Origin of the sequence: Corynebacterium fournieri, from assembly GCF_030408775.1 — a bacterium.
In the GTDB taxonomy this organism is placed as follows: Bacteria; Actinomycetota; Actinomycetes; order Mycobacteriales; family Mycobacteriaceae; genus Corynebacterium; species Corynebacterium fournieri.
The window spans coordinates 2191123-2209726 of record NZ_CP047210.1; the positions used below are offsets into that span (position 1 = coordinate 2191123).

General features: G+C 64.6%; 17 protein-coding genes and 3 pseudogenes. 11 read left to right on the top strand and 9 right to left on the bottom strand.

Going from position 1 to position 18604, the window contains the following annotated elements:
• Positions 1–5: 5 nt before the first annotated feature.
• Both CFOUR_RS10430 and CFOUR_RS10435 read left to right on the top strand, forming a co-directional pair.
• On the top strand, positions 6–1100 hold the full coding sequence (locus CFOUR_RS10430; protein WP_290179414.1) for a septum formation family protein: 1095 nt from the start codon (positions 6–8) through the stop codon (positions 1098–1100).
• Positions 1101–1102: 2 nt separating this feature from the next.
• Positions 1103–1450, top strand: a complete 348-nt coding sequence (locus CFOUR_RS10435; RefSeq protein ID WP_290179416.1) for a metallopeptidase family protein — start codon at positions 1103–1105, stop codon at positions 1448–1450.
• On the opposite strand, the gene CFOUR_RS10440 is transcribed toward CFOUR_RS10435, so the two are convergent.
• The 4 genes from CFOUR_RS10440 to CFOUR_RS10455 are packed head-to-tail and all read right to left on the bottom strand — an operon-like array spanning position 1447 to position 4517.
• Positions 1447–1842, bottom strand: coding sequence for a hypothetical protein (locus tag CFOUR_RS10440; protein ID WP_143339006.1), 396 nt, complete (start codon positions 1840–1842; stop codon positions 1447–1449). The two genes, CFOUR_RS10435 and CFOUR_RS10440, sit on opposite strands and share 4 nt — an antisense overlap.
• Before the next feature lie 39 nt (positions 1843–1881).
• Positions 1882–2709 carry a prephenate dehydratase gene (pheA, locus tag CFOUR_RS10445; protein WP_085957607.1) on the bottom strand — a complete coding sequence of 276 codons (828 nt, stop codon included), beginning with the start codon at positions 2707–2709 and terminating at the stop codon, positions 1882–1884.
• Positions 2706–3593 (bottom strand): hypothetical protein, encoded by an 888-nt coding sequence (locus CFOUR_RS10450; protein ID WP_085957604.1) that lies wholly within the window; start codon positions 3591–3593, stop codon positions 2706–2708. Before CFOUR_RS10450 ends, pheA begins: the two co-directional genes overlap by 4 nt.
• 21 nt (positions 3594–3614) lie before the next feature.
• A complete protein-coding gene (locus CFOUR_RS10455; protein ID WP_085957605.1) occupies positions 3615–4517 on the bottom strand; it encodes a DUF2891 family protein in 903 nt (300 codons plus the stop codon).
• 17 nt (positions 4518–4534) lie between these two features.
• Here CFOUR_RS10455 and CFOUR_RS10460 point away from each other — a divergent pair, with 17 nt between their 5' ends.
• The gene (locus CFOUR_RS10460; protein WP_085957608.1) at positions 4535–5233 is read left to right on the top strand and encodes a CPBP family intramembrane glutamic endopeptidase; all 699 of its coding nucleotides are present in this window, start codon (positions 4535–4537) and stop codon (positions 5231–5233) included.
• A 31-nt stretch (positions 5234–5264) separates the two neighbouring features.
• The gene (locus CFOUR_RS10465; RefSeq protein ID WP_290179418.1) at positions 5265–6614 is read left to right on the top strand and encodes an LCP family protein; all 1350 of its coding nucleotides are present in this window, start codon (positions 5265–5267) and stop codon (positions 6612–6614) included.
• 448 nt (positions 6615–7062) lie between these two features.
• On the opposite strand, the pseudogene CFOUR_RS10470 reads toward CFOUR_RS10465, so the two are convergent.
• The 3 genes and pseudogenes from CFOUR_RS10470 to CFOUR_RS10480 form a co-directional block, all read right to left on the bottom strand.
• A pseudogene (locus CFOUR_RS10470) lies at positions 7063–7125 on the bottom strand (TlpA family protein disulfide reductase); the annotation flags it as partial.
• A 4-nt stretch (positions 7126–7129) separates the two neighbouring features.
• Positions 7130–8602: a multicopper oxidase family protein gene (locus tag CFOUR_RS10475; RefSeq protein ID WP_085957611.1), complete on the bottom strand. Its 1473-nt coding sequence runs from the start codon at positions 8600–8602 to the stop codon at positions 7130–7132.
• Positions 8603–8673: 71 nt separating this feature from the next.
• Positions 8674–9249: a CueP family metal-binding protein gene (locus CFOUR_RS10480; RefSeq protein ID WP_085957612.1), complete on the bottom strand. Its 576-nt coding sequence runs from the start codon at positions 9247–9249 to the stop codon at positions 8674–8676.
• A gap of 402 nt (positions 9250–9651) precedes the next feature.
• Here CFOUR_RS10480 and CFOUR_RS10485 point away from each other — a divergent pair, with 402 nt between their 5' ends.
• The 6 genes and pseudogenes from CFOUR_RS10485 to CFOUR_RS10510 all read left to right on the top strand — a co-directional run bounded on the left by CFOUR_RS10485 (position 9652) and on the right by CFOUR_RS10510 (position 16076).
• A complete protein-coding gene (locus CFOUR_RS10485; protein WP_085957613.1) occupies positions 9652–10374 on the top strand; it encodes a response regulator transcription factor in 723 nt (240 codons plus the stop codon).
• Positions 10371–11498: pseudogene (locus CFOUR_RS10490) on the top strand (sensor histidine kinase). The gene CFOUR_RS10485 and the pseudogene CFOUR_RS10490 overlap by 4 nt, the downstream one beginning before the upstream one ends.
• Positions 11499–11610: 112 nt before the next feature.
• A complete protein-coding gene (locus tag CFOUR_RS10495; RefSeq protein WP_085957614.1) occupies positions 11611–11937 on the top strand; it encodes a heavy-metal-associated domain-containing protein in 327 nt (108 codons plus the stop codon).
• Positions 11938–11989: 52 nt separating this feature from the next.
• Positions 11990–14221 (top strand): copper-translocating P-type ATPase, encoded by a 2232-nt coding sequence (locus CFOUR_RS10500; RefSeq protein WP_290179422.1) that lies wholly within the window; start codon positions 11990–11992, stop codon positions 14219–14221.
• Positions 14222–14273: 52 nt separating this feature from the next.
• Positions 14274–14936 (top strand): DUF305 domain-containing protein, encoded by a 663-nt coding sequence (locus CFOUR_RS10505; protein WP_063936941.1) that lies wholly within the window; start codon positions 14274–14276, stop codon positions 14934–14936.
• Positions 14937–15023: 87 nt separating this feature from the next.
• The gene (locus CFOUR_RS10510) at positions 15024–16076 is read left to right on the top strand and encodes a type II glyceraldehyde-3-phosphate dehydrogenase (protein ID WP_063936940.1); all 1053 of its coding nucleotides are present in this window, start codon (positions 15024–15026) and stop codon (positions 16074–16076) included.
• 111 nt (positions 16077–16187) lie between these two features.
• Here the strand turns inward: CFOUR_RS10510 and CFOUR_RS10515 are convergent.
• Positions 16188–17064 (bottom strand): annotated as a pseudogene (locus CFOUR_RS10515) (fructose bisphosphate aldolase).
• 251 nt (positions 17065–17315) lie between these two features.
• Positions 17316–18041 carry a glycosyl hydrolase family 65 domain-containing protein gene (locus tag CFOUR_RS10520; protein ID WP_076590083.1) on the bottom strand — a complete coding sequence of 242 codons (726 nt, stop codon included), beginning with the start codon at positions 18039–18041 and terminating at the stop codon, positions 17316–17318.
• A 143-nt stretch (positions 18042–18184) separates the two neighbouring features.
• Here CFOUR_RS10520 and CFOUR_RS10525 point away from each other — a divergent pair, with 143 nt between their 5' ends.
• Positions 18185–18520 carry a cupin domain-containing protein gene (locus CFOUR_RS10525; protein ID WP_063936938.1) on the top strand — a complete coding sequence of 112 codons (336 nt, stop codon included), beginning with the start codon at positions 18185–18187 and terminating at the stop codon, positions 18518–18520.
• Positions 18521–18604: the final 84 nt, after the last annotated feature.

Here is an 18604-nt window from a genome sequence, read left to right on the forward strand (position 1 = left end):
CCGCCATGGCTTCGAAACAGAGCGCGTTACGCTCCTTCCTCATTGCCGCACTGGCGGGTGCCGTCGGCGCGGGCACGTACGCGCTCGCCGCGGGCACCCCCGATACGGGGAGCGAGACCGCGCCCTCCACAGCCGCGTCGACTGCGCCGTCGGAGGCGGCCTCGTCGTTCACTCCCGCTGACGCTGGGGCGTGTTTGACCTGGCAGGTGGCCGAGGACGGCACGATCACCGGCTTCGAGCAGGCGGATTGCGATCTCGAGCACCGCTTCGAGGTGTCCCTGCGCCAGGATTTGGCCACGTACCCCACCTCCGAGTTTGGCCCTGAGGCCCCGCTGCCAAATCCGACGCGCCAGGCCCAGTTGCGCGAGGAGCTGTGCGGCGCCGGCACCTTGCGCTACTTGGGCGGCAAGTACGACCCGAACGGCCGCTACTCCATTGCGCCGATCCTGCCGCCGGCGGACGCGTGGCAGAACGGGGACCGCACGATGCTGTGCGGGCTGCAGGAGACGAACCGGGCGGGTGAGCCGATCCTGACTTCTGGCCGGGTGGCGGATCAGGATCAGGCGCGGGTGTTTGAGGCTGGCCAGTGCGTGACCATCGACCCGTCGAATACGCTCTCCCCGGTCAAGTGCGCGGACCCGCACCAGCTGGAGATCACCAGCCAGGTTTCGCTCGCCGAGGTGTTCCCGGACCACACCCCCACCGTGGAGGAGGAGGACAAGTACCTCCAGGACGTGTGCACCGAGGCGGCGCAGGATTACCTCGGCGGCGAAGAGCAGCTGTACCAGATTGCGCTGCGTCCCTTCTGGACGACGCAGAGCCCCGCTGCCTGGGAGGGCGGCTCCCGCAGCGTGAACTGCGCGCTGATGTTCTCCCGCCCGGAGGGCACGTTTGCCAACCTCACCGGTTCGGCGACGCAGGGCCGCGAGCAGTTGCTTATCGACGACGCACCGCCCCCGGAGCGCCCCGCCCGCCGTCCGCTGCGCGAGCAGCAGACCCCGTCTCCGGCGCCTGCACCGGCTGCCGCTGACGGGCTCGCACCTGATCAGGCCCCGGATCAGGCACCTGCACAGACCCCACTGCAGGCTCCGGTGCAGTAGCCATGCGGCCGGTCAGCGACGAGGCGTTCGAGGAGATGATCAACGACGCCTTGGACACCATCCCGGACAACTTTGCCCAGCACATGACAAACATGGTCATCCTGGCCCGGGACTACAACCCGGACAACCCCACCCTGCTCGGATTGTTCGAGGGCGTGCCGCTGACGGAGCAGCACTCCAACCACACCGGCTATTTGCCGGACGCGGTGTTCGTTTACAAAAACGCCCTCGAGGCCATTTGCGTGGACGAGGAGCAGCTGCGCCACGAGGTGAAGGTGACCGTGCTGCACGAGGTGGGCCACTACTTCGGCTTAGAAGAGCACGAGCTGCACGCGCTCGGCTGGGGCTAGGCGCTTGCGCCCATCTCCCTAGCGATGCGCAGTATTTCCTCGTCCTGTTCTTCACCGGTGAGTTCGCCGAATCTTTCGAGGTAGCGGTACTGCACTTCGTCGACGGTGTGGTCGTAGTGCGCGAAGAGAGCCCCGGTCGGGTCCTCGGCCGGGCGGCGTTGCAGCAGCACTTCCAGCATGAGGCGGAACAGCGGCTCGTCGAAGCTCAGCTTCACTAACCCGATTTGGCCGTCGACGTGGCCGAAGGTGTAGAACTCGACCTGCTTGTCTCGGCCTCGATAAATGAACATGGTCAGCGGGTACTGTTCAGCTGCAACGTGCACCTGGCTGCGCACTTCGTACTCGAAGCGCTCAATCGTGTCGCCCGCCCATGGGTACCTGTCTGTCGGCATGGTGAAGACCATATGCATTGTTGTACACGAACTTTTCGGCTAGCGCGCGGTGCGCGGCCAGGTGCCCAGCTGCCGCATCGCGGTGGTGTGCGCGGCGCAGGCTTCCAGCGCGCTCGCCACGGCCGCATCGTCGGCGTGGCCGGCCAGGTCCACGAAGAAGTCGTAGGTGTTCGGCTCCTCGCGGGTGGGCCGCGATTCGATGCGCGTCATGTCCACGCCGCGGGCGGCGAATTCCTGGAGCACGCGCACCAGCGCACCGGGTTCGTTTTTGGTGCGGAAGACTATGGCGGTGCGGTCGTCGCCGGTGGGCGCCGGTTGCGCAGGTTGCTTTGCGACGAGCACGAACCTGGTCCGCGCCGTCCCCAGATCAGCTACGCCGCGGGCGTGGATCTCAAGCCCGTGCAGGTCCGCCGCGCGCTCCGGGGCGGCGGCCACGTCGGCGTCGCCGTTGGCCACCATCTCCGCCGCGGCCGCGTTGGAGGACGCCGGGATGAACTCCACCTGCGGCAGGTTTTCGCCCACCCAGCGCTTGACTTGCTGCTGGGCGACGGGGTGGGTGGCAAACCGTTTCGCGCGGTCGAGCGATTGGCCCGGGCGCGTCATGATGGCGAATGCGATAGCCAGCTCCGTTTCCCCCACGATGCCCGCGCTGGCGGTGGCGGCGAGCGCGTCCATGGTGGTGGTCACGGCCCCATCGACAGAGTTCTCTATCGCGCAGACCGCGTAGTCGACGTCGCCGGCGTCTATGGCGGCGAGAGCTGCCGCCGGGGATTCGACGGGCACGTACTGCGCGCCGTCGATGCGGAAGCTGCGGGCTGCTTCCTCTGTGAACGTGCCTGCCGGACCCAGGTAGGCGACGCGCGTCACGGGTACCTTTGCAGCAGCGGGTGCGTGTCGCTGGCCACGTCCCGCCAGTTTTCCGGGGTGATGCGGATGCGCTCGGCCCAATCGTCCCAGGAGGCCGAGCTGCTGGTATCTCCGGTCAGCTTGTTGATGGTGATCTGCACGACCGCGTGGTGGAACGGTTTTCCGTCCGCCAGCGCATCGGTGTAGGCGACGGCGTAGGGCTCAAGCTTCGCGCGGGAGAACACCCCGTAGGTGAAGTTGAGGGCCTCCATGTAGAAAATCGCGTCCACCTGTTCCAGCTTCGTGCCCTCCGGGCCGGAGGTGAGCGTGAAGAAGGCGTTCAGCCCTGCCCAGTCCGCGCCGAGGTACTTCGTTTGCTGGAAAACCTCGCCGCCGAGCCTGGTAAACAGCGCGTCGGTGAGGTGGGCGCCGGTGGGAGCTGCAGCGGGCGTCATGGCGGAGCGAAGGAAAAGGTGTCCGTCCACGATCAGGTTCGTGTGCCTCGCGCTCAACTGGCGGGCGTAGTTCTGGAGGTCCTGCGCCTCGGGAACGCCCCGTGCCGGGTCGAACGGGTGGCTGCCGTGGTAGACAAACGAGTTGGATTTCGGGTTGAAGCTTGCGGCGTAGAGCTGGGTGGGGTCGCCGCCGGGCTCCGCGACTTCCTGCCAGAACACCTCGTAGAACAGTGTGCAGTGCTCTTCCTCGTGGTCGATCTTGGCCACCTGCGCGGGCTGGCCCGCAAACTCCACCAATGCGGTAACGAAGGTATTGCCTTCGTGTGCGATCACGACGGAATAGAACATTGCCACCTCGATGTGCTGCGAGATGCCCTCGACGATGGTGCGAACGATCTGCTGGTACGGCTCTCTCGGGCCGCCTGCCCCTTGGGTGTCACCGGCTGTCATAGCCACGTTTGTACACGAATGTCAGTTGCCTAGCGCGTCTTCCGCGAGCAGCGCGTACGTGATCAGCCAGTGCGTGGCCATGAAATTGGTGCCTGTCAGGTGGGCAGCGGCGGCGTCGATGAGTTGCTGCGTGCCGTCCGGCTTGCCAATTTCGCGCAGTAGCCACGCGCGGGTGAGCATAAGCCCGATGAGGTGGGCCTGCTGCCCGTCTTCCGGGTCGTTGACCTGGATCGGGGCAGTGTAGAAGGTGTACGCCTCCGGCGCGAAGAAGTCTTGCAACCAAGCGTCGAATTCGCTTTCCGGCAACACGCGGCGCATCAACGCGGCCTCGGCCAGGCCGTTGGAGACGAAGTCGTGGCCCGAGACTTCCCACTCGTGCGGGTAGGCGCGCTCGGCGCCGAACCAGTCGAGGGCGGTGCGCTCCACCAGCGGGCGCATGCGTGGTGAGGCGTCGAATATCAGCAGTAGCGCTAGCGCGGAGTTGGAGTGCACTCCGTGGCGCACCGGCCACTGCTGCGTGCGCAGCCACGCGGCGATGTTGTGCTCTAGCTGCGCCTCCAGCGGTGCCAGTGCATCTTCCCAGCGGGTGTCCCGGCATACCTTGACCAGCTGCATCGCCCACGCCCAGCCGTAGGGGCGCTCGTAGAGTGGGTGCTCGCGCAGGTAGTCCGCTTCGGCCGCGATGTTGTACGGGGTCAGGCGTTGGTCCAGCAGGGCGGAGAGCCCGAGGTCGCTGTCACGCCCGTGCAGTTTCACCGCGGAGCAGAGCATGTGCACGCACGAATGCCAGTCGTAGGAGCCCCAGAACGCGGGGTGGAGCTCTCGCGGATCCGCATGGCCCGGGCCATGCTGCACGTGGTGCATGGCGGCGGGGTATTCCTGGCTGACAACCTGCGCAATAGTGCTCGCCCACGATTCGTCCATGGCGTTAAAGTTAGCGCATGCACAGGCGCCTGAAGCTGGAAATCCTGCTCGTCCTCGCCGTCACCTTCGGCGCCTCCGGTCTGCGCGCGGCGCTGCGGCTGGTGGATTCGCTGCTGAAAGAGCCGCTGAACCAACAGACCACCACGATCTACGACGCCGCCTCCACCATCCCCTGGCTGGACTTGGCGCTGCAGGCGGTCTCCGCGTTGACGCTGTTCGCGTGGGGCGGGTTGGCGTGGTTCCTGCTGGATACGCGGTGGCGCTGGCCGCGCTGGGGCGACGTCGCGCGCGGGGCCGGGTTCGCGGCGTTGATCGGCCTGCCCGGCCTGGCCTTCTACGTCGCGGCAGTGCACCTGGGTCTGTCCAAGGTGGTGGTGCCCACCACGGCCGCGGTGCAGATCCCGACATCGTTGCTGTGGTCCTTCGCCAACGGCTTCGGCGAAGAGGTCGTGGTGGTGATGTACCTGGTCACCCGTCTGAAGCAGCTGGGGTGGAAGCCGTGGCAGTTCGTCGCGGCCTCGGCGCTGCTGCGCGGGTCTTACCACCTGTACCAGGGCGTGTCCGCGGGGTTAGGCAACATGGTCATGGGCGTGATCTTCGCCTGGTACTTCCACAAGACGGGCCGCGTGTGGCCGCTGATTTTGGCGCACTTTTTCATCGACGCTGTGGCGTTTATCGCCTACCCGCTGCTCGACTTGTCGTGGCTTGGAATCTAAACACTTGCGTCACACTGGTTACACTTAGCGCATGTCCACAACGCCCCATTCCAACGACCCCCGCGACAACGCGGGCGAGTTCGTGCTGGGCAAAGACGGAAAACCCCTGGTGGACCGCTACGGCCGCCCCATTCGCAGCCGAGCATCCGCCTCACGACGCCACGATTCCGCCGACCCCCACCCGGCCGAGTTCACACGCGTGACCCCGCGCGAGCAGCGCAGAGCTGAGCCCCGAGTTGAACGCCGGGTTGAGCCCCGGGTTGAGCGCCGTGCCGGATCCCGCGTCGAGCCAGGCCACACCGTCTACGAATCCCCCGCCGCCTACCAGCCGCGCCGCGCCCCGGAGCACCCCCGCAGCCGGCCGGCACAGCGACCTGCCCAGCGATCTGCGCAGCGACCTGTCCAGCGCCCGGCATCCCGCCCCGCTCCGGAGGAGGTGCCGCTGCAGGTCTCGAGGGGGAGGCGGAAGGGGCCGAAGGTGCGTCGTAAAGCAAAACGCCCCGGCTGCGGCGCACTCATCCTGCTGCTTATCGCGGTGCTGGTGGCGTCGGTGCTGATCGCGGACTCGCGGCTTAACCGCATCGAGGCCATGCCCGACCAGCAAATCGCCGGCACCTCAGGCACGAACTGGCTGCTCGTCGGCTCCGACTCGCGCACAGGCCTGAGCGAAAAAGACGTCGAACGCCTCGGCACCGGCGGCGACCTCGGCACCGTGCGTACCGACACCATCATGCTGATGCACCTGCCGCTGCACGGGAAACCGACCCTGATGTCCATCCCGCGCGACTCCTATGTGGCCGTGCCCGGATACGGCTACGACAAGATCAACGCCGCGTTCTCCATCGGCGGGCCAGCACTGCTGGTAGAGACCGTGGAACAAGCGACCGGCCTGCACGTGGACCGCTACGCCGAAATCGGCATGGGCGGGCTCGCCAACGCAGTCGACGCGGCGGGCGGCGTGGAAATCTGCGTTGCGGAACCCATCGACGACCCGCTCGCCCACATCAACCTCCAGCCGGGCTGCCAGGAGATGGACGGCCCGACCGCCCTCGGCTACGTGCGCACGCGTGCCACCGCCCAAGGCGACCTCGACCGCGTGGCCCGCCAGCGCGAGTTCATGTCCGCCCTGGTGGAAAAGGTGACCTCTCCGGGCGTGTACCTCAACCCGTTCAGGATGGCGCGGCTGATGTGGACCGCGCCGACGCTGCTCACCGTCAACTCCGGCGACCACGTGTGGAACCTCGCCCGGGTGGTGTACGCCCTGCGCAACGGCTTGGACACCGAGACAGTGCCTGTCGGCGGGTTCGAGGACACCGACGTGGGCAATGTGGTGCTCTGGGACGAAACCGCCGCCGAGGCCCTGTTCGAGTCGCTGCGGTAGGCGAGTGTGGCGCGGTTGGCGCAACAAGCGGCCACAGGCGGGAAACCGGCTACCTAGATCCGGCTACCAACCGCTTTTGGGAGCGCGGACAAAAAGTTGGAGTGTTCGGGGCTGGAAGGTGTTCCGATGCCCGCAGGGTTTCCATCTGATATCCGCGATGGTGCGGTTGAGAGGTTTTTGGCCGGTTTGTCTGCCCGTGAGGTCTGCGACTGGGCTGAAGACGCGTGTGGTCGCCGACCGTCGGTGGACACGGTAGGCAAGTGGGTTGCGGCCAAGCGCCGCGACCAGAGCTTTGACGGTACGCGACGCGCCTACGACGCTGAGAGCATCGCGAAGGTTGTCGCACGCAGGTTGACCTCGCAGGCGACGGTGCGTGACATCGCTGTAGAGTTCGATGTCCACGACACCGCGGCGCTGACCTGGACGAAGCCCCGGCCAGTCAACGAGGACACGGTGCACACCACTGGCCCCAAGCGTTGAGGACGACGACCTCGCCTTCAAAATCAGACAGGGGGTTACTCGTAGCGAAGCGAGCTGAGCATCCCGGTTTCCATGTGATAGGCGTTATGGCAGTGAAATGCCCACTCACCGGGGTTGTCAGCGATCAGGTCGGCGATCATGGTTTCACCGTGGCGGAGAAGGACAGTGTCCTTGCGTAGCCCGTCGCTGCCGGGCAGCGCCCACGTGTGGCCGTGGATGTGCATGGGATGGGGCATCATGGTCCTGTTGCGCATGACCATCCGCAGGCGCTGGCCCTCCTGCACGGTCGCGGAGGAGGATTGGCCGTCGGTGAGAATGCTCCATTCATACGGCATCATCTGCCCGCCCAGGTCGATGCTGACTTCTCGGTCTGCTGTGCCCTCGGGCAGGAGTGCACGGTCTGCTGGCTTCAGGGAGGACAGAAGCAGTCCGGTGGACGACAACTCGGGGAAGTCGACATCGGGGCGGGGGGCCTGGCCGCCGGCGGTGCGGATGACGGCGAAGGCGCGGTCGTCCTTACCCACCGCCAATGCCGTGAGCGGGAAGATGCCGTCGCCGAGGATGACCTCGACGTCGACACGCTCGCCCATCGACAGGTAGATCGATTCGGTCTCCAAGGGCTGGACAGGGAAGCCGTCGGTGTGGGTGACGGTCATGCGGTGACCACCGAGGGCCACCTTGAAGATGGTGTCACCGCCGGAGTTGATAAACCGCAGGCGGGCCTTGTCGCCCGGGCGAGCCTCGAAGGTCCGGTGAGCACGGGGGATACGCCCGTTGATGAGGTAGTGCGGATACATCACATCGCCGGCATCCCCGCCCAGTACCCGGTCCGGGGTGCCGTGCATCATCTGGCCGTGACCTCCCATTCCGTTATGGTCGCCCGAACCCATTCCGGTGAGCTTGTCGAGCTCACCGTCGGGAGTGCCCTGAATGCCATCGACCCAGTCGTCGAGCACGATGGTCCACTCGACGTCCTGATCCTCAGCGTCGTCCGGGTCGCGGACGATCAGAGGGGCGTGCAGACCCCGGTCGAGTTGCAGGCCGGTGTGGGAATGGTAGAAGTAGGTGCCACCGTGGGGGACTTCAAAAACATAGGAGAAAGACTCGCCAGGTTCAATGGGGTCCTGGGTCATGCCGGGCACACCGTCGGCTGCGTTGTGGAGTGCGATGCCATGCCAGTGGATGGAGGTGCTCTCAGGCAGTTCATTGGTGATATCGACCTGCAGGACGTCGCCGGCGGTGGCCTCAATGGCCGCATCCCCGGTGTCAGAGACGTATCCCCACGTCTTGGCTTCGATGCCGCCGATATCCAGGGAGAGGGGCCGGGCGGTCAGTGTCCGGCGCACCGTCGGCTCACCGAGCGCAGTGGGGGTGGGAGTGGGGCGAAGGGAGGGACCTGGTGCCGAGGCAGCGGGTCCAGGGTCGCTGGTGCAGGCGGCCACGGCCCCGGTGCCGGCGAGGACGAGCCCGCCGAGCAGAAACTGTCGTCGGGAAAACGCGTTCGTCATGATTTAACCTTCCTTGGTGCAAGATTTCAGTGATACGGGAGACAGTCGCAGGTGAGGATCCTGCTGAGCTATCACGTCAGGCGCAGGTCTGTGACACAGGTGGCACCGTCGTCGGTGGTGGAAAACTCCGTGGAGCCGGTATGCCCCTGGTAGCTGACCTCAATCAGGCCGGTGACATCATCGGGAAGCCAGAAGCCAATAAACCCGTTGTCGAAGGTGGTTGTCGCCTCGTCCACCAGTACCTCACCGGTCGCCTCATCGGTGATCGTGACCTGGATATCCTCATTGTCGAGTTCCCCCTGGCAGGTCGTGAGGCTGTGGTAGAAGCAGTCGTGGGTGGAGGTGAGATAGGGTGCGATCGAGACATACGTCTGATTGTCGGGAAGATCGAGCGCGACTTCCTGGTCATCGCTCGAGAGCAGTAGTTCATCGGCACGCACTGAGGCGATCAGATCCGTGGGACGCTCAGTGACCTTCTGCCGGTCGAGGTGATCAATGATCTCCACCGCGTCCATGTCGGCCAGGCCATGGGTAGTCAGGAATGTGTCCTGGGACTCCGTCCCGTCGGCGGTGGGTTCCGGGTCGGCGGCCGAACACCCCGTGAGGGCGAGGGCAAGGGCCGCGGCTGCGATCGCTGCTCGTTTCACGTCAATCTCCTTGGATCGTGGTAGGACCGTGAGAAGACACCGCCTCAAGGTCGATGCCATACCTTTATCTAGCACGGGTGCCTGACGGACTAGGATTCAAAAACCCTGCTCAAAGCCTTATAACAGGGCGAAAAGGGGGTGAATTCGGTGGGCTGGGTCACCATCGGGACACCACCTCTCAGCCGTGGGCGATGTCGTTCTACCCGCCCCGGGTATGCGGTGCAGGCAGTGAAATCCCTGGTGGCGCCTGCTGAACCGACGAGGAGAGGCGATGCCGCCGGCCCGGGGTGGGGCACAGGGGTGACGGCGGTCGAAGGGTGATGTTTGAAGATTTGATGAAGATTTCCCGCCGGGCACTGAGCGAGGGTGGTATTCCCCCTTGCCGGAGCGATACTGGGGTCTATGGCTGACCGCACACCGACCACCGCCACGCCCCCGGGGCGGGTGCTGGTCGTCGATGATGAACAACCCCTGGCTCAGATGGTGGCCTCCTATCTCATCCGGGCCGGCTTCGATACCCGCCAGGCGTACACCGGCACCCAGGCCGTGGACGAGGCCCGTCGCTTTTCCCCCGATGTTGTGGTGCTGGACCTGGGGCTGCCCGAACTCGACGGCCTGGAGGTATGCCGACGGATCCGCACCTTCTCGGACTGCTACATCCTCATGCTCACCGCGCGTGGCAGCGAGGACGACAAGATCAGCGGTTTGACCCTGGGGGCGGATGACTACATCACCAAACCTTTTAGCATCCGGGAACTGGTGACCCGGGTGCATGCGGTGCTGCGCCGCCCGCGCACCAGCACCACCCCACCGCAGGTGACCACCCCCTTGATCGTTGGTGACCTCATCCTTGACCCCGTCGCCCATCAGGTGCGGGTGGGGGAGACGACCGTGGAGCTCACCCGCACGGAGTTCGAGCTGCTGGTTGCCCTGGCCCTGCGCCCCGGCCAGGTGCTGACCCGCCACGACCTGGTCACCGAGGTCTGGGACACCACCTGGGTCGGTGATGAACGCATCGTCGATGTCCACATCGGCAACTTGCGTCGCAAGCTCGGCACCGACACCCGGGGCCGGGGGTTGATCGACACCGTGCGTGGCGTGGGCTACCGGGTGGGGCAGCCATGAATCACGGACCCGGCCTGACCTTCCGCTTCCTGGCCGCCCAGGTGTTGGTCGTGGTGATTAGCCTGCTGGTGGCCGCGGCCGTGGCCACGATGGTGGGCCCGACCCTGTTCCAGGATCATATGTTGATGACCGGCCGGGAGTACCCCTCGCTGGAGCTGTTTCATGCCGAGCAGGCCTACCGGGACGCCAACCTGATCACCCTGGCCGTTGCCCTGCCCACCGCCTTGATCAGCGCCCTGCTGGCCAGCCTGTGGTTATCGCGTCGCCTGCGCACCCCCCTGCAGGATCTCACCCGCGCCGCTACCAGCCTGACGGCGGGCGACTATCGTATCCGCGTGCCCGCCGGAGAAGCAGGCCCCGAGGTCACCACCCTGGCGCATGCTTTCAACACCATGGCCGACCGGCTGGAACACACCGAACAGGTCCGTCGCCAGATGCTCTCTGATCTGGCCCACGAAATGGGCACCCCCTTATCGGTGCTCACGGTCTACCTCGATGGTCTCCAGGACGGGGCCGTGGACTGGAATAATGCCACCCACACGATCATGGCTGACCAACTCACCCGCCTGACCCGGTTGATGGAAGACATCGACGATGTCTCCCGGGCCCAGGAACACCGGATCGATTTGGACCTGGCGGAGGAAGGACTCGGGGATCTGCTCCATACCGCCGCTGCTGCCGCGGGGGAAGCTTATGCTGTCAAAGGCGTCGATTTATAGGTCGAGACCATTACGGACACCGCCCGGGTGCTCGTGGACCGGCAACGCTTCGGCCAGGTGATGAGCAATCTCCTGTCGAACGCGCTACGGCACACCCCGGCCGGCGGGCAGGTCCGGATCAGCGTCCACCGACAGGGGGCGTCCACCGCGCTCATCCACGTCGCCGATGACGGCGAGGGCATCCCACCTGGCCAGCTCGGACACATCTTCGAACGCTTCTACCGGGGGGATGCCGCCCGCAGCCGGGACAACGGCGGGGCCGGTATCGGTCTGACCATCTCCAAGGCATTGATCGAGGCCCACGGCGGCACTCTCACCGCTACCTCCCCCGGACCCGGTCGCGGAGCGGTGTTTACCCTCCGCCTCCCACTGTCCCCTCCCGACAGTGAGGAGGCTGCTCGGTGACCACACCCTGCCCCGCGTGAGGGCCGTGCCCTCCACCTCTTGAAAATGTACCCCGGGGGGGGTATATGCTAGCGAGCGTTACCGCATCCCACCGACCCATAGGAGCTTTCCCATGACCAACCCCCCGCCCCGCCTCTTGCCGATGACCTCTCACGGCTGCAGCTGTTGCGGACCTGCCTCACGTGCCGACACCGCCTCCATCCCTGCCGCCAGCGACTCGTCAGCAGGAGGGTCCTCGCCGAGCTACCAGGTCACCGGCATGACCTGCGGGCACTGCGTGAAAAGCGTGACCCAGGCCCTTCAGGCCCTGCCTCAGGTCGACGACGTCCAGATTGATCTCGCTGCTGGTGGTGTTTCCACCGTCAGGGTCACCGGTGTCGTACCTCCGGAGATGGTTCGCCGGGCCATCGAGGAGGCCGGCTACACCGTCTTATCCTGATCAGTTTTACCCATCATCTCGACCCCGACCGGGTTGATGCGGAAGGAACCTCATGAGCACTCCCCACCATTCCGGTGATCACCATGGTGATCACCCCGCTCCGGAAACAGGCCACACCCACCACCCGGATCATGCCAGCCACGAACACCACGCAGATGCCGACACCCACGGCCAGGCGATGCCGCACGATCACCCGCACTCCGCCATGGACGAAGACCACCACGTTCATAGTCACGGCGAACACGCCGGACACAGCACCGCAATGTTTCGGGACCGCTTCTGGTGGTCGCTGATTCTGTCCATTCCCGTCGTTATTTTCAGCCCCATGGTCGCCCAGCTGCTCGGCTACCACCTCCCGGCATTCCCCGGATCCACCTGGATCCCCCCGGTGCTGGGCACGATCATCTTCGTCTACGGCGGAACGCCTTTCCTCAAGGGCGGATGGAACGAACTGAAATCCCGCCAACCCGGGATGATGCTCCTGATCGCCATGGCCATCACCGTGGCGTTTGTCGCCTCCTGGGTCACCACTCTGGGGCTGGGCGATCTTGACCTGGACTTCTGGTGGGAGTTGGCCCTGCTGGTGACCATCATGCTGCTGGGCCACTGGCTGGAGATGCGTGCTCTCGGGGCCGCGTCCTCCGCGCTTGACGCGCTGGCTGCCCTGCTGCCGGATGAGGCCGAGAAAATCATCGACGGGACCACCCGCACCGTGGCCATCTCCGAGCTGGTCGTCGACGACGTCGTGCTGGTGAGGGCCGGTGCCCGGGTGCCGGCCGACGGAACCATCCTCGACGGAGCCGCCGAATTCGATGAGGCGATGATCACCGGCGAATCCCGTCCCGTCTTCCGCGACACCGGTGACAAGGTGGTCGCCGGTACCGTGGCCACCGACAACACCGTCCGCATCCGGGTGGAGGCTACCGGCGGGGACACCGCCCTGGCCGGGATCCAACGCTTGGTTGCCGACGCCCAGGAGTCCTCCTCCCGGGCCCAGGCCCTGGCGGATCGGGCGGCGGCGTTGTTGTTCTGGTTCGCGCTGATCTCCGCTCTGATCACCGCGGTGGTGTGGACCATCATCGGCAGCCCGGACGATGCCGTGACGCGCACGGTCACGGTACTGGTCATCGCCTGCCCGCACGCCCTGGGCCTGGCGATTCCGCTGGTCACTGCGATCTCCACCGAGCGGGCCGCGAAATCCGGGGTGCTCATCAAGGACCGGATGGCGCTCGAGCGGATGCGCACCATCGACGTGATGCTCTTCGACAAAACCGGCACCCTAACCGAGGGGGCGCACGCGGTCACCGGTGTCGCGGCAACTGTCGGCGTCACCGAGGGCGAGCTGCTGGCCCTGGCCGCCGCCGCGGAGGCCGACAGCGAGCACCCCGTGGCCCGCGCCATCGTGGCGGCCGCGGCCGCCCATCCCGAGGCCTCCCGTCGGCAAATCCGTGCAACTGGTTTCAGCGCCGCCTCCGGCCGGGGGGTCCGGGCCACTGTCGATGGCGCTGAGATCCTCGTGGGCGGGCCGAACATGCTGCGCGAGTTCAACCTCACCACCCCGGCCGAGCTCACCGACACCACCAGCGCGTGGACCGGGCGTGGGGCCGGTGTGCTCCATATTGTCCGCGACGGTCAGATCATCGGCGCGGTGGCCGTCGAGGACAAGATCCGCCCCGAATCCCACGCCGCCGTGAAAGCCCTGCAGGACCGCGGAGTGAAGGTCGCGATGATCACCGGTGACGCGCAGCAGGTGGCCCAGGCGGTTGGCAAGGACCTGGGGATCGATGAGGTCTTCGCCGAGGTCCTGCCCCAGGACAAGGACACCAAGGTCACCCAGTTACAGGAGCGTGGCCTGAGCGTGGCCATGGTCGGCGACGGTGTCAACGACGCCCCCGCTCTGACCCGCGCGGAGGTTGGTATCGCCATCGGGGCCGGCACGGATGTGGCCATGGAATCTGCCGGGGTGGTCCTGGCCAGTGACGACCCGCGGGCAGTGCTGTCGATGATTGAGCTCTCGCAGGCCAGCTACCGCAAGATGATCCAGAACCTCATCTGGGCCTCTGGCTACAACATCCTCGCCGTGCCGCTGGCCGCCGGCGTGCTCGCCCCGATCGGGTTCGTGCTGTCCCCGGCCGTGGGCGCGATCTTGATGTCTGCCTCGACCATCGTGGTGGCCCTGAACGCCCAGCTGTTGCGCCGCATTGATTTGGATCCGGCCCACCTGGCTCCGACCGACGGGAAGGAGGAGAAGGCTGCTATGAGCTCTGCAGCCCCCGTCCGCTGACTTTCAATCCTTCATCGACTCCCCCATACACAACCTCCGAAAGGGAACCCCCATGAAGCGCACCATCACCATCGCCGCTCTCGCCTTGACCTCCACCCTGGTTTTGTCCGCCTGCGCAGATAACACTGAGGGAGAAAACACCGACACCACGACCATCGCCACTACGTCCGCCCCCGACACCACCGAAACGACCGGGGCCACCACGGATCCTGAGACAGAGACGGGGGCGGCCGGAGAGGTCTCCGCCGAGCACAATGACGCGGACATCATGTTCTCGCAGATGATGATCCCGCATCACCAACAGGCCGTGGAGATGAGTGAAATCCTCCTGGCCAAGGACGATATCCCGGCCGAGGTCATCGAGTTCGCCCAGGGTGTTATCGATGCCCAGGGGCCGGAGATCGACCGGATGAATACCATGCTCGAGACCTGGGAAGAAGATCCGGTCACCGGTGATATGGGTGAGATGGACCATGGCGGGATGAGTGGAATGATGAGCGAGGAGGACATGACAGCCCTCGAGGACGCCAAGGGCACCGAGGCTGCCCGGCTCTACCTTGAGCAGATGACCGCCCACCATGAGGGCGCGGTCGATATGGCCCGCGAAGAGGTCACTGATGGCCAGAACCCGCAGGCCATCGCTCTGGCTGAGCAGGTCATTGAAGATCAGGAGGCCGAGATCGCCGAGATGGAGCAGATGCTCAACGAGCTCTGAATAAGGACATTCCCCGACCACCCCAGATGAGAAACACGACCATACGGCCATCGGGCCAAACGAGGATTTCCGGGAAGGACAATCAGCATGCCGAATAAAATCAAGGTTGCAGTAAACGGGTACGGTGTCATCGGTAAACGTGTAGCCGACGCGGTGAGAGCCCAGGAAGACATGGAACTCCTCGGGGTCAGCGACGTCACCACCGATTACCGGGTCGCCACCGCCATCACGCAGGGCATCCCGGTCTATGCCTCCACCGAAGAAGCCCACCAAGAGATGAGCGCTGCCGGATATCCCATCGCCGGGAAACTACCGGACCTGCTCGACAACGCGGATGTCGTGGTGGACTGCACCCCGTCCACCATCGGGGCCGGCAACCTCGACCTCTATCGCACCCATGGAGTCAAGTCCGTGTTCCAGGGCGGGGAGAAGCACAGTCTCACCGGCCACTCCTTCGTTGCCCACGCCAACTACAGTTCCACGCTTGGACGCGACACCACCCGCGTGGTTTCCTGCAACACCACCGGCACTGTCCGCACCCTTATCGCACTCCAGGACGCTGGATTGCTGTCCAAAGCGCGGGGAGTGCTTGTCCGCCGGGCCACCGATCCGTGGGAATCCGACCACTCGGGGATCATGAACACCATAGTTCCCGAAGGTCGTATTCCCAGCCATCAAGGCCCAGACGCCCAGTCGGTGGTCCCCGACCTGGATGTGGTGACCATGGCGGCCAAGGGAGCGCACACCCACAACCACCTGCATTTCTGGACCATCGAGCTAACCCGCCCGGCAGACACAGAAGAGGTTCTCGAAGCGTTGAAGGCGATGCCGCGGATCGCTTTCGTGCGGCGCTCCGATGGAATCGTGGCGGTCAACAGCACCGTCGAATTGATGCGAGATCTAGGCCGGCCACGGGGCGATATGTATGAGGTCGCCATCTGGGAAGATATCCTGACCGTGCAGGGCAATGAGTTGTTCTGGACGTACACGGTCGACAACCAGGCCATCGTCATCCCCGAGAACATCGACGCAATCCGTGCCCTGGCTGGCACCGTGGAAGACGGTGATGAGTCCATCCAGCGCACCGACCGTGCCCTGGGGGTGCGCGCGGACTTTTTCTCACCTCTGTCCAACGGCTGATTCCAGCAGGAGACACCCACGGCGGTGCCCGACCCAGATCGCTCATGTCCGGGTCGGGCACCGCTGTATAAGCAGTTGATCAGGCGCACCGCGCCTTTTCGGAAGGCGTAGTCAGGTGCGTGAGGCTTCCGCGATAGTGCCGATTGTTTCATCCAGGACAGCGTCGAATTCGCGGTCGTCCTGGGTGACGGTGAGCCCTTCGGTCAGGGCGCGGGAGAAACTGGCGACTATTCCGGGGTTGCGTGCCAGGCGAGCGTTAGCTTCCGCGCGAGTAGCCGCCTGATAGTGCCAGCACCCGCGGATGTTCCACGAGCTCGCGGTAGAAGTCATCAGTTTCGGGAAGCGTCAGTTTGAGGATGACCGCCTGGTCCTCCTTCAGCTGGTCGAGCTCTTTGCGCAGGGTCACCCGGAGCTGGTCTTCTACCTCGATCTTCCGGGGGCTGTGGATGTCGACCTCAGGCTCGACAATGGGTACCAGCCCGAACCGGAGGATCTGCTGAGCGATCGCGAACTGCTGCGCAACGACAGCGTCCACCCCCCCCTCCCCGGGAAGCCTGATGAACGAGCGCATTTTGGTGCCGAACATGTGCTTGCTTACCGCACGCTCGAGCAGGTTGTCCAGATCAGGGAGGGGCTTCATGACCTGAGCCCCGTGGGTTTCTTCCGCCAGGCCCTTGTCAATCTTGAGGAACGGCACAATGTCTTTGACTTTCCACAGATAATCCCCTGTAGGCATTCCCCCGATGTCGCGGTCCATTGTGTCCTCGAACAAAATCGCCCCGAGGATCCGGTCACCGTCGAAACTGGGGCTGGTAATGATGCGCGTGCGCATCTTATGCACCAGACCAAACATCTCCTCCCCACTGGAGTAGGCGTCCTCGTTGATCCCATAAAGTTTCAGCGCTTTCGGGGTACTGCCCCCGCTTTGATCCAACGCCGCGATGAAGCCGGTACCGGCCCTGACCTTGTCGTATTTTCCTACGTCCATGAAACGTCCTTCCGCCTAGCGAGTTGTGACCATGTCGTGGAGCCCACTGTGCCCCGGTCCCAGGCAACTGTGCTCGTTGTCGTATCCCGGTACGGTTCCAGTCCAGTTAGGTAAATACCGAGGATCTGCGTCATGACGGTTCTTCCCCGGTGGTGCCCGGCCAGCGTGGGTCTTCGGCAGCTGTGCTCTCCGCCGAAGGGAACCGGTCATGCTCCTGGCTTCGGCCTGCTTGGCAGACATCATGGGTTTTCTCACCTGGTTAGGTCCGGGGTAGGTTTGTTCTGCAGGCCGCGTCGTGCCTCGAATAGGTCCGTTGACTCCCCACCGGCGAGTTCCACATACGCTCCCGCGCTCCCCACGTAGATGGGTGGCGCAGTACTGGGGTGTAGTCGGATCAGGAGACTATCGATGCTCAGGGCAACATCGATCAGGTGCCCGCGGTACTGGATCTGGAATTCCACTTTTTCCAGGTGGGTACGCAGTCGAGGATCGAAGGTAAGGGCGTTGGCTTCGGTCTGAAGACCGGCAAAAGAGCGGGTTAGGATATCCACCGTGCCCGCCATCGCACCCAGATGAATTCCTGCGCGGGTGGTTCCCTCCTGGGTGTCATCCAGGTCCGCGACCACGGCTTCGCGGAAAAGGGCCCAGGCCCGGTCCTCGTTGAAGCGGGAGAGCACCGAGGAATGGACCACCCGGCTGAGTGTGGATCCTTCTGAGCTGCGGGACACGTAGTACTCTACGGTGCGTTTCAGGTCAGTTTCGGAGAAGGAATAACCGAGCCTGCCGAGTTGGTTGATGACACCGGTTGGTCCCAACAGATAGATGAGCATCAGTACGTCGGCCTGTTTGGCCAGTTTATACCGATTGGTGGTGTCGTTTTCGGCTTCCAGGATCAGGTCGAGCCGACCGATATTGCCGTACGATGTCAGTAACCGAAACCAAGCGCTGACCGCTATCCTGCGCATCGGCCCGCCCACGGAGGATCCCTACCACTGACACGTCAGAGTCCACTTTTTACGTACTGCGTTAACTTCTTGGGCCATCAGGGAAAGCGCATGAACAAAAACATGGTCTCCTCACCATTCGATGCTTCCCAGACCGGCTCCGAAAGGTTGTTTATATGCACAAAATATCGATCGAGGCCCTCGCCCGCAAGCAACTTAAAGAGGCCGTCATCGCCCCTAGTGCTCGTGCCGCCGATACCGTCTTCGGCGGACACGAAAAAGTTCTGCGGCAGACCGTCGTCGGGATACGTCAGGGTGCCGAGCTCGGAGAGCGCGACAATCACGATGAATCCACGATTTATGTCCTACAAGGGCGTGTCCAACTCAGGACGGGCGATGAGACCTGGATAGGTCGCAGCGGTGATCTGTTGATCGTGCCGCGATCTCGGCACAGCCTCGAGGCAATCGAGGACTCCGCTGTTTTGATCACCATTGCCAAACTGAAGCAATAAGAAAGATAGGGACTTCCCCTGGGGTGTTTGAGCCCGCCGAGGGTCCGTTTTTCGCGGCGAGACCATGGACCGGCACCGTTCGAT

Excerpts from the sequence above, each read along its gene's own strand:
- CFOUR_RS10510 (WP_063936940.1), top strand. The coding sequence starts at position 15,024 with ATGCCGAATAAAATCAAGGTTGCAGTAAACGGGTACGGTGTCATCGGT.
- CFOUR_RS10465 (WP_290179418.1), top strand. The coding sequence starts at position 5,265 with ATGTCCACAACGCCCCATTCCAACGACCCCCGCGACAACGCGGGCGAG.
- CFOUR_RS10485 (WP_085957613.1), top strand. The coding sequence starts at position 9,652 with ATGGCTGACCGCACACCGACCACCGCCACGCCCCCGGGGCGGGTGCTG.
- CFOUR_RS10430 (WP_290179414.1), top strand. The coding sequence starts at position 6 with ATGGCTTCGAAACAGAGCGCGTTACGCTCCTTCCTCATTGCCGCACTG.
- CFOUR_RS10455 (WP_085957605.1), bottom strand. The coding sequence starts at position 4,517 with ATGGACGAATCGTGGGCGAGCACTATTGCGCAGGTTGTCAGCCAGGAA.
- CFOUR_RS10525 (WP_063936938.1), top strand. The coding sequence starts at position 18,185 with ATGCACAAAATATCGATCGAGGCCCTCGCCCGCAAGCAACTTAAAGAG.
- CFOUR_RS10460 (WP_085957608.1), top strand. The coding sequence starts at position 4,535 with ATGCACAGGCGCCTGAAGCTGGAAATCCTGCTCGTCCTCGCCGTCACC.
- CFOUR_RS10505 (WP_063936941.1), top strand. The coding sequence starts at position 14,274 with ATGAAGCGCACCATCACCATCGCCGCTCTCGCCTTGACCTCCACCCTG.
- CFOUR_RS10495 (WP_085957614.1), top strand. The coding sequence starts at position 11,611 with ATGACCAACCCCCCGCCCCGCCTCTTGCCGATGACCTCTCACGGCTGC.
- CFOUR_RS10450 (WP_085957604.1), bottom strand. The coding sequence starts at position 3,593 with ATGACAGCCGGTGACACCCAAGGGGCAGGCGGCCCGAGAGAGCCGTAC.
- CFOUR_RS10500 (WP_290179422.1), top strand. The coding sequence starts at position 11,990 with ATGAGCACTCCCCACCATTCCGGTGATCACCATGGTGATCACCCCGCT.
- CFOUR_RS10435 (WP_290179416.1), top strand. The coding sequence starts at position 1,103 with ATGCGGCCGGTCAGCGACGAGGCGTTCGAGGAGATGATCAACGACGCC.
- CFOUR_RS10475 (WP_085957611.1), bottom strand. The coding sequence starts at position 8,602 with ATGACGAACGCGTTTTCCCGACGACAGTTTCTGCTCGGCGGGCTCGTC.
- CFOUR_RS10440 (WP_143339006.1), bottom strand. The coding sequence starts at position 1,842 with ATGCCGACAGACAGGTACCCATGGGCGGGCGACACGATTGAGCGCTTC.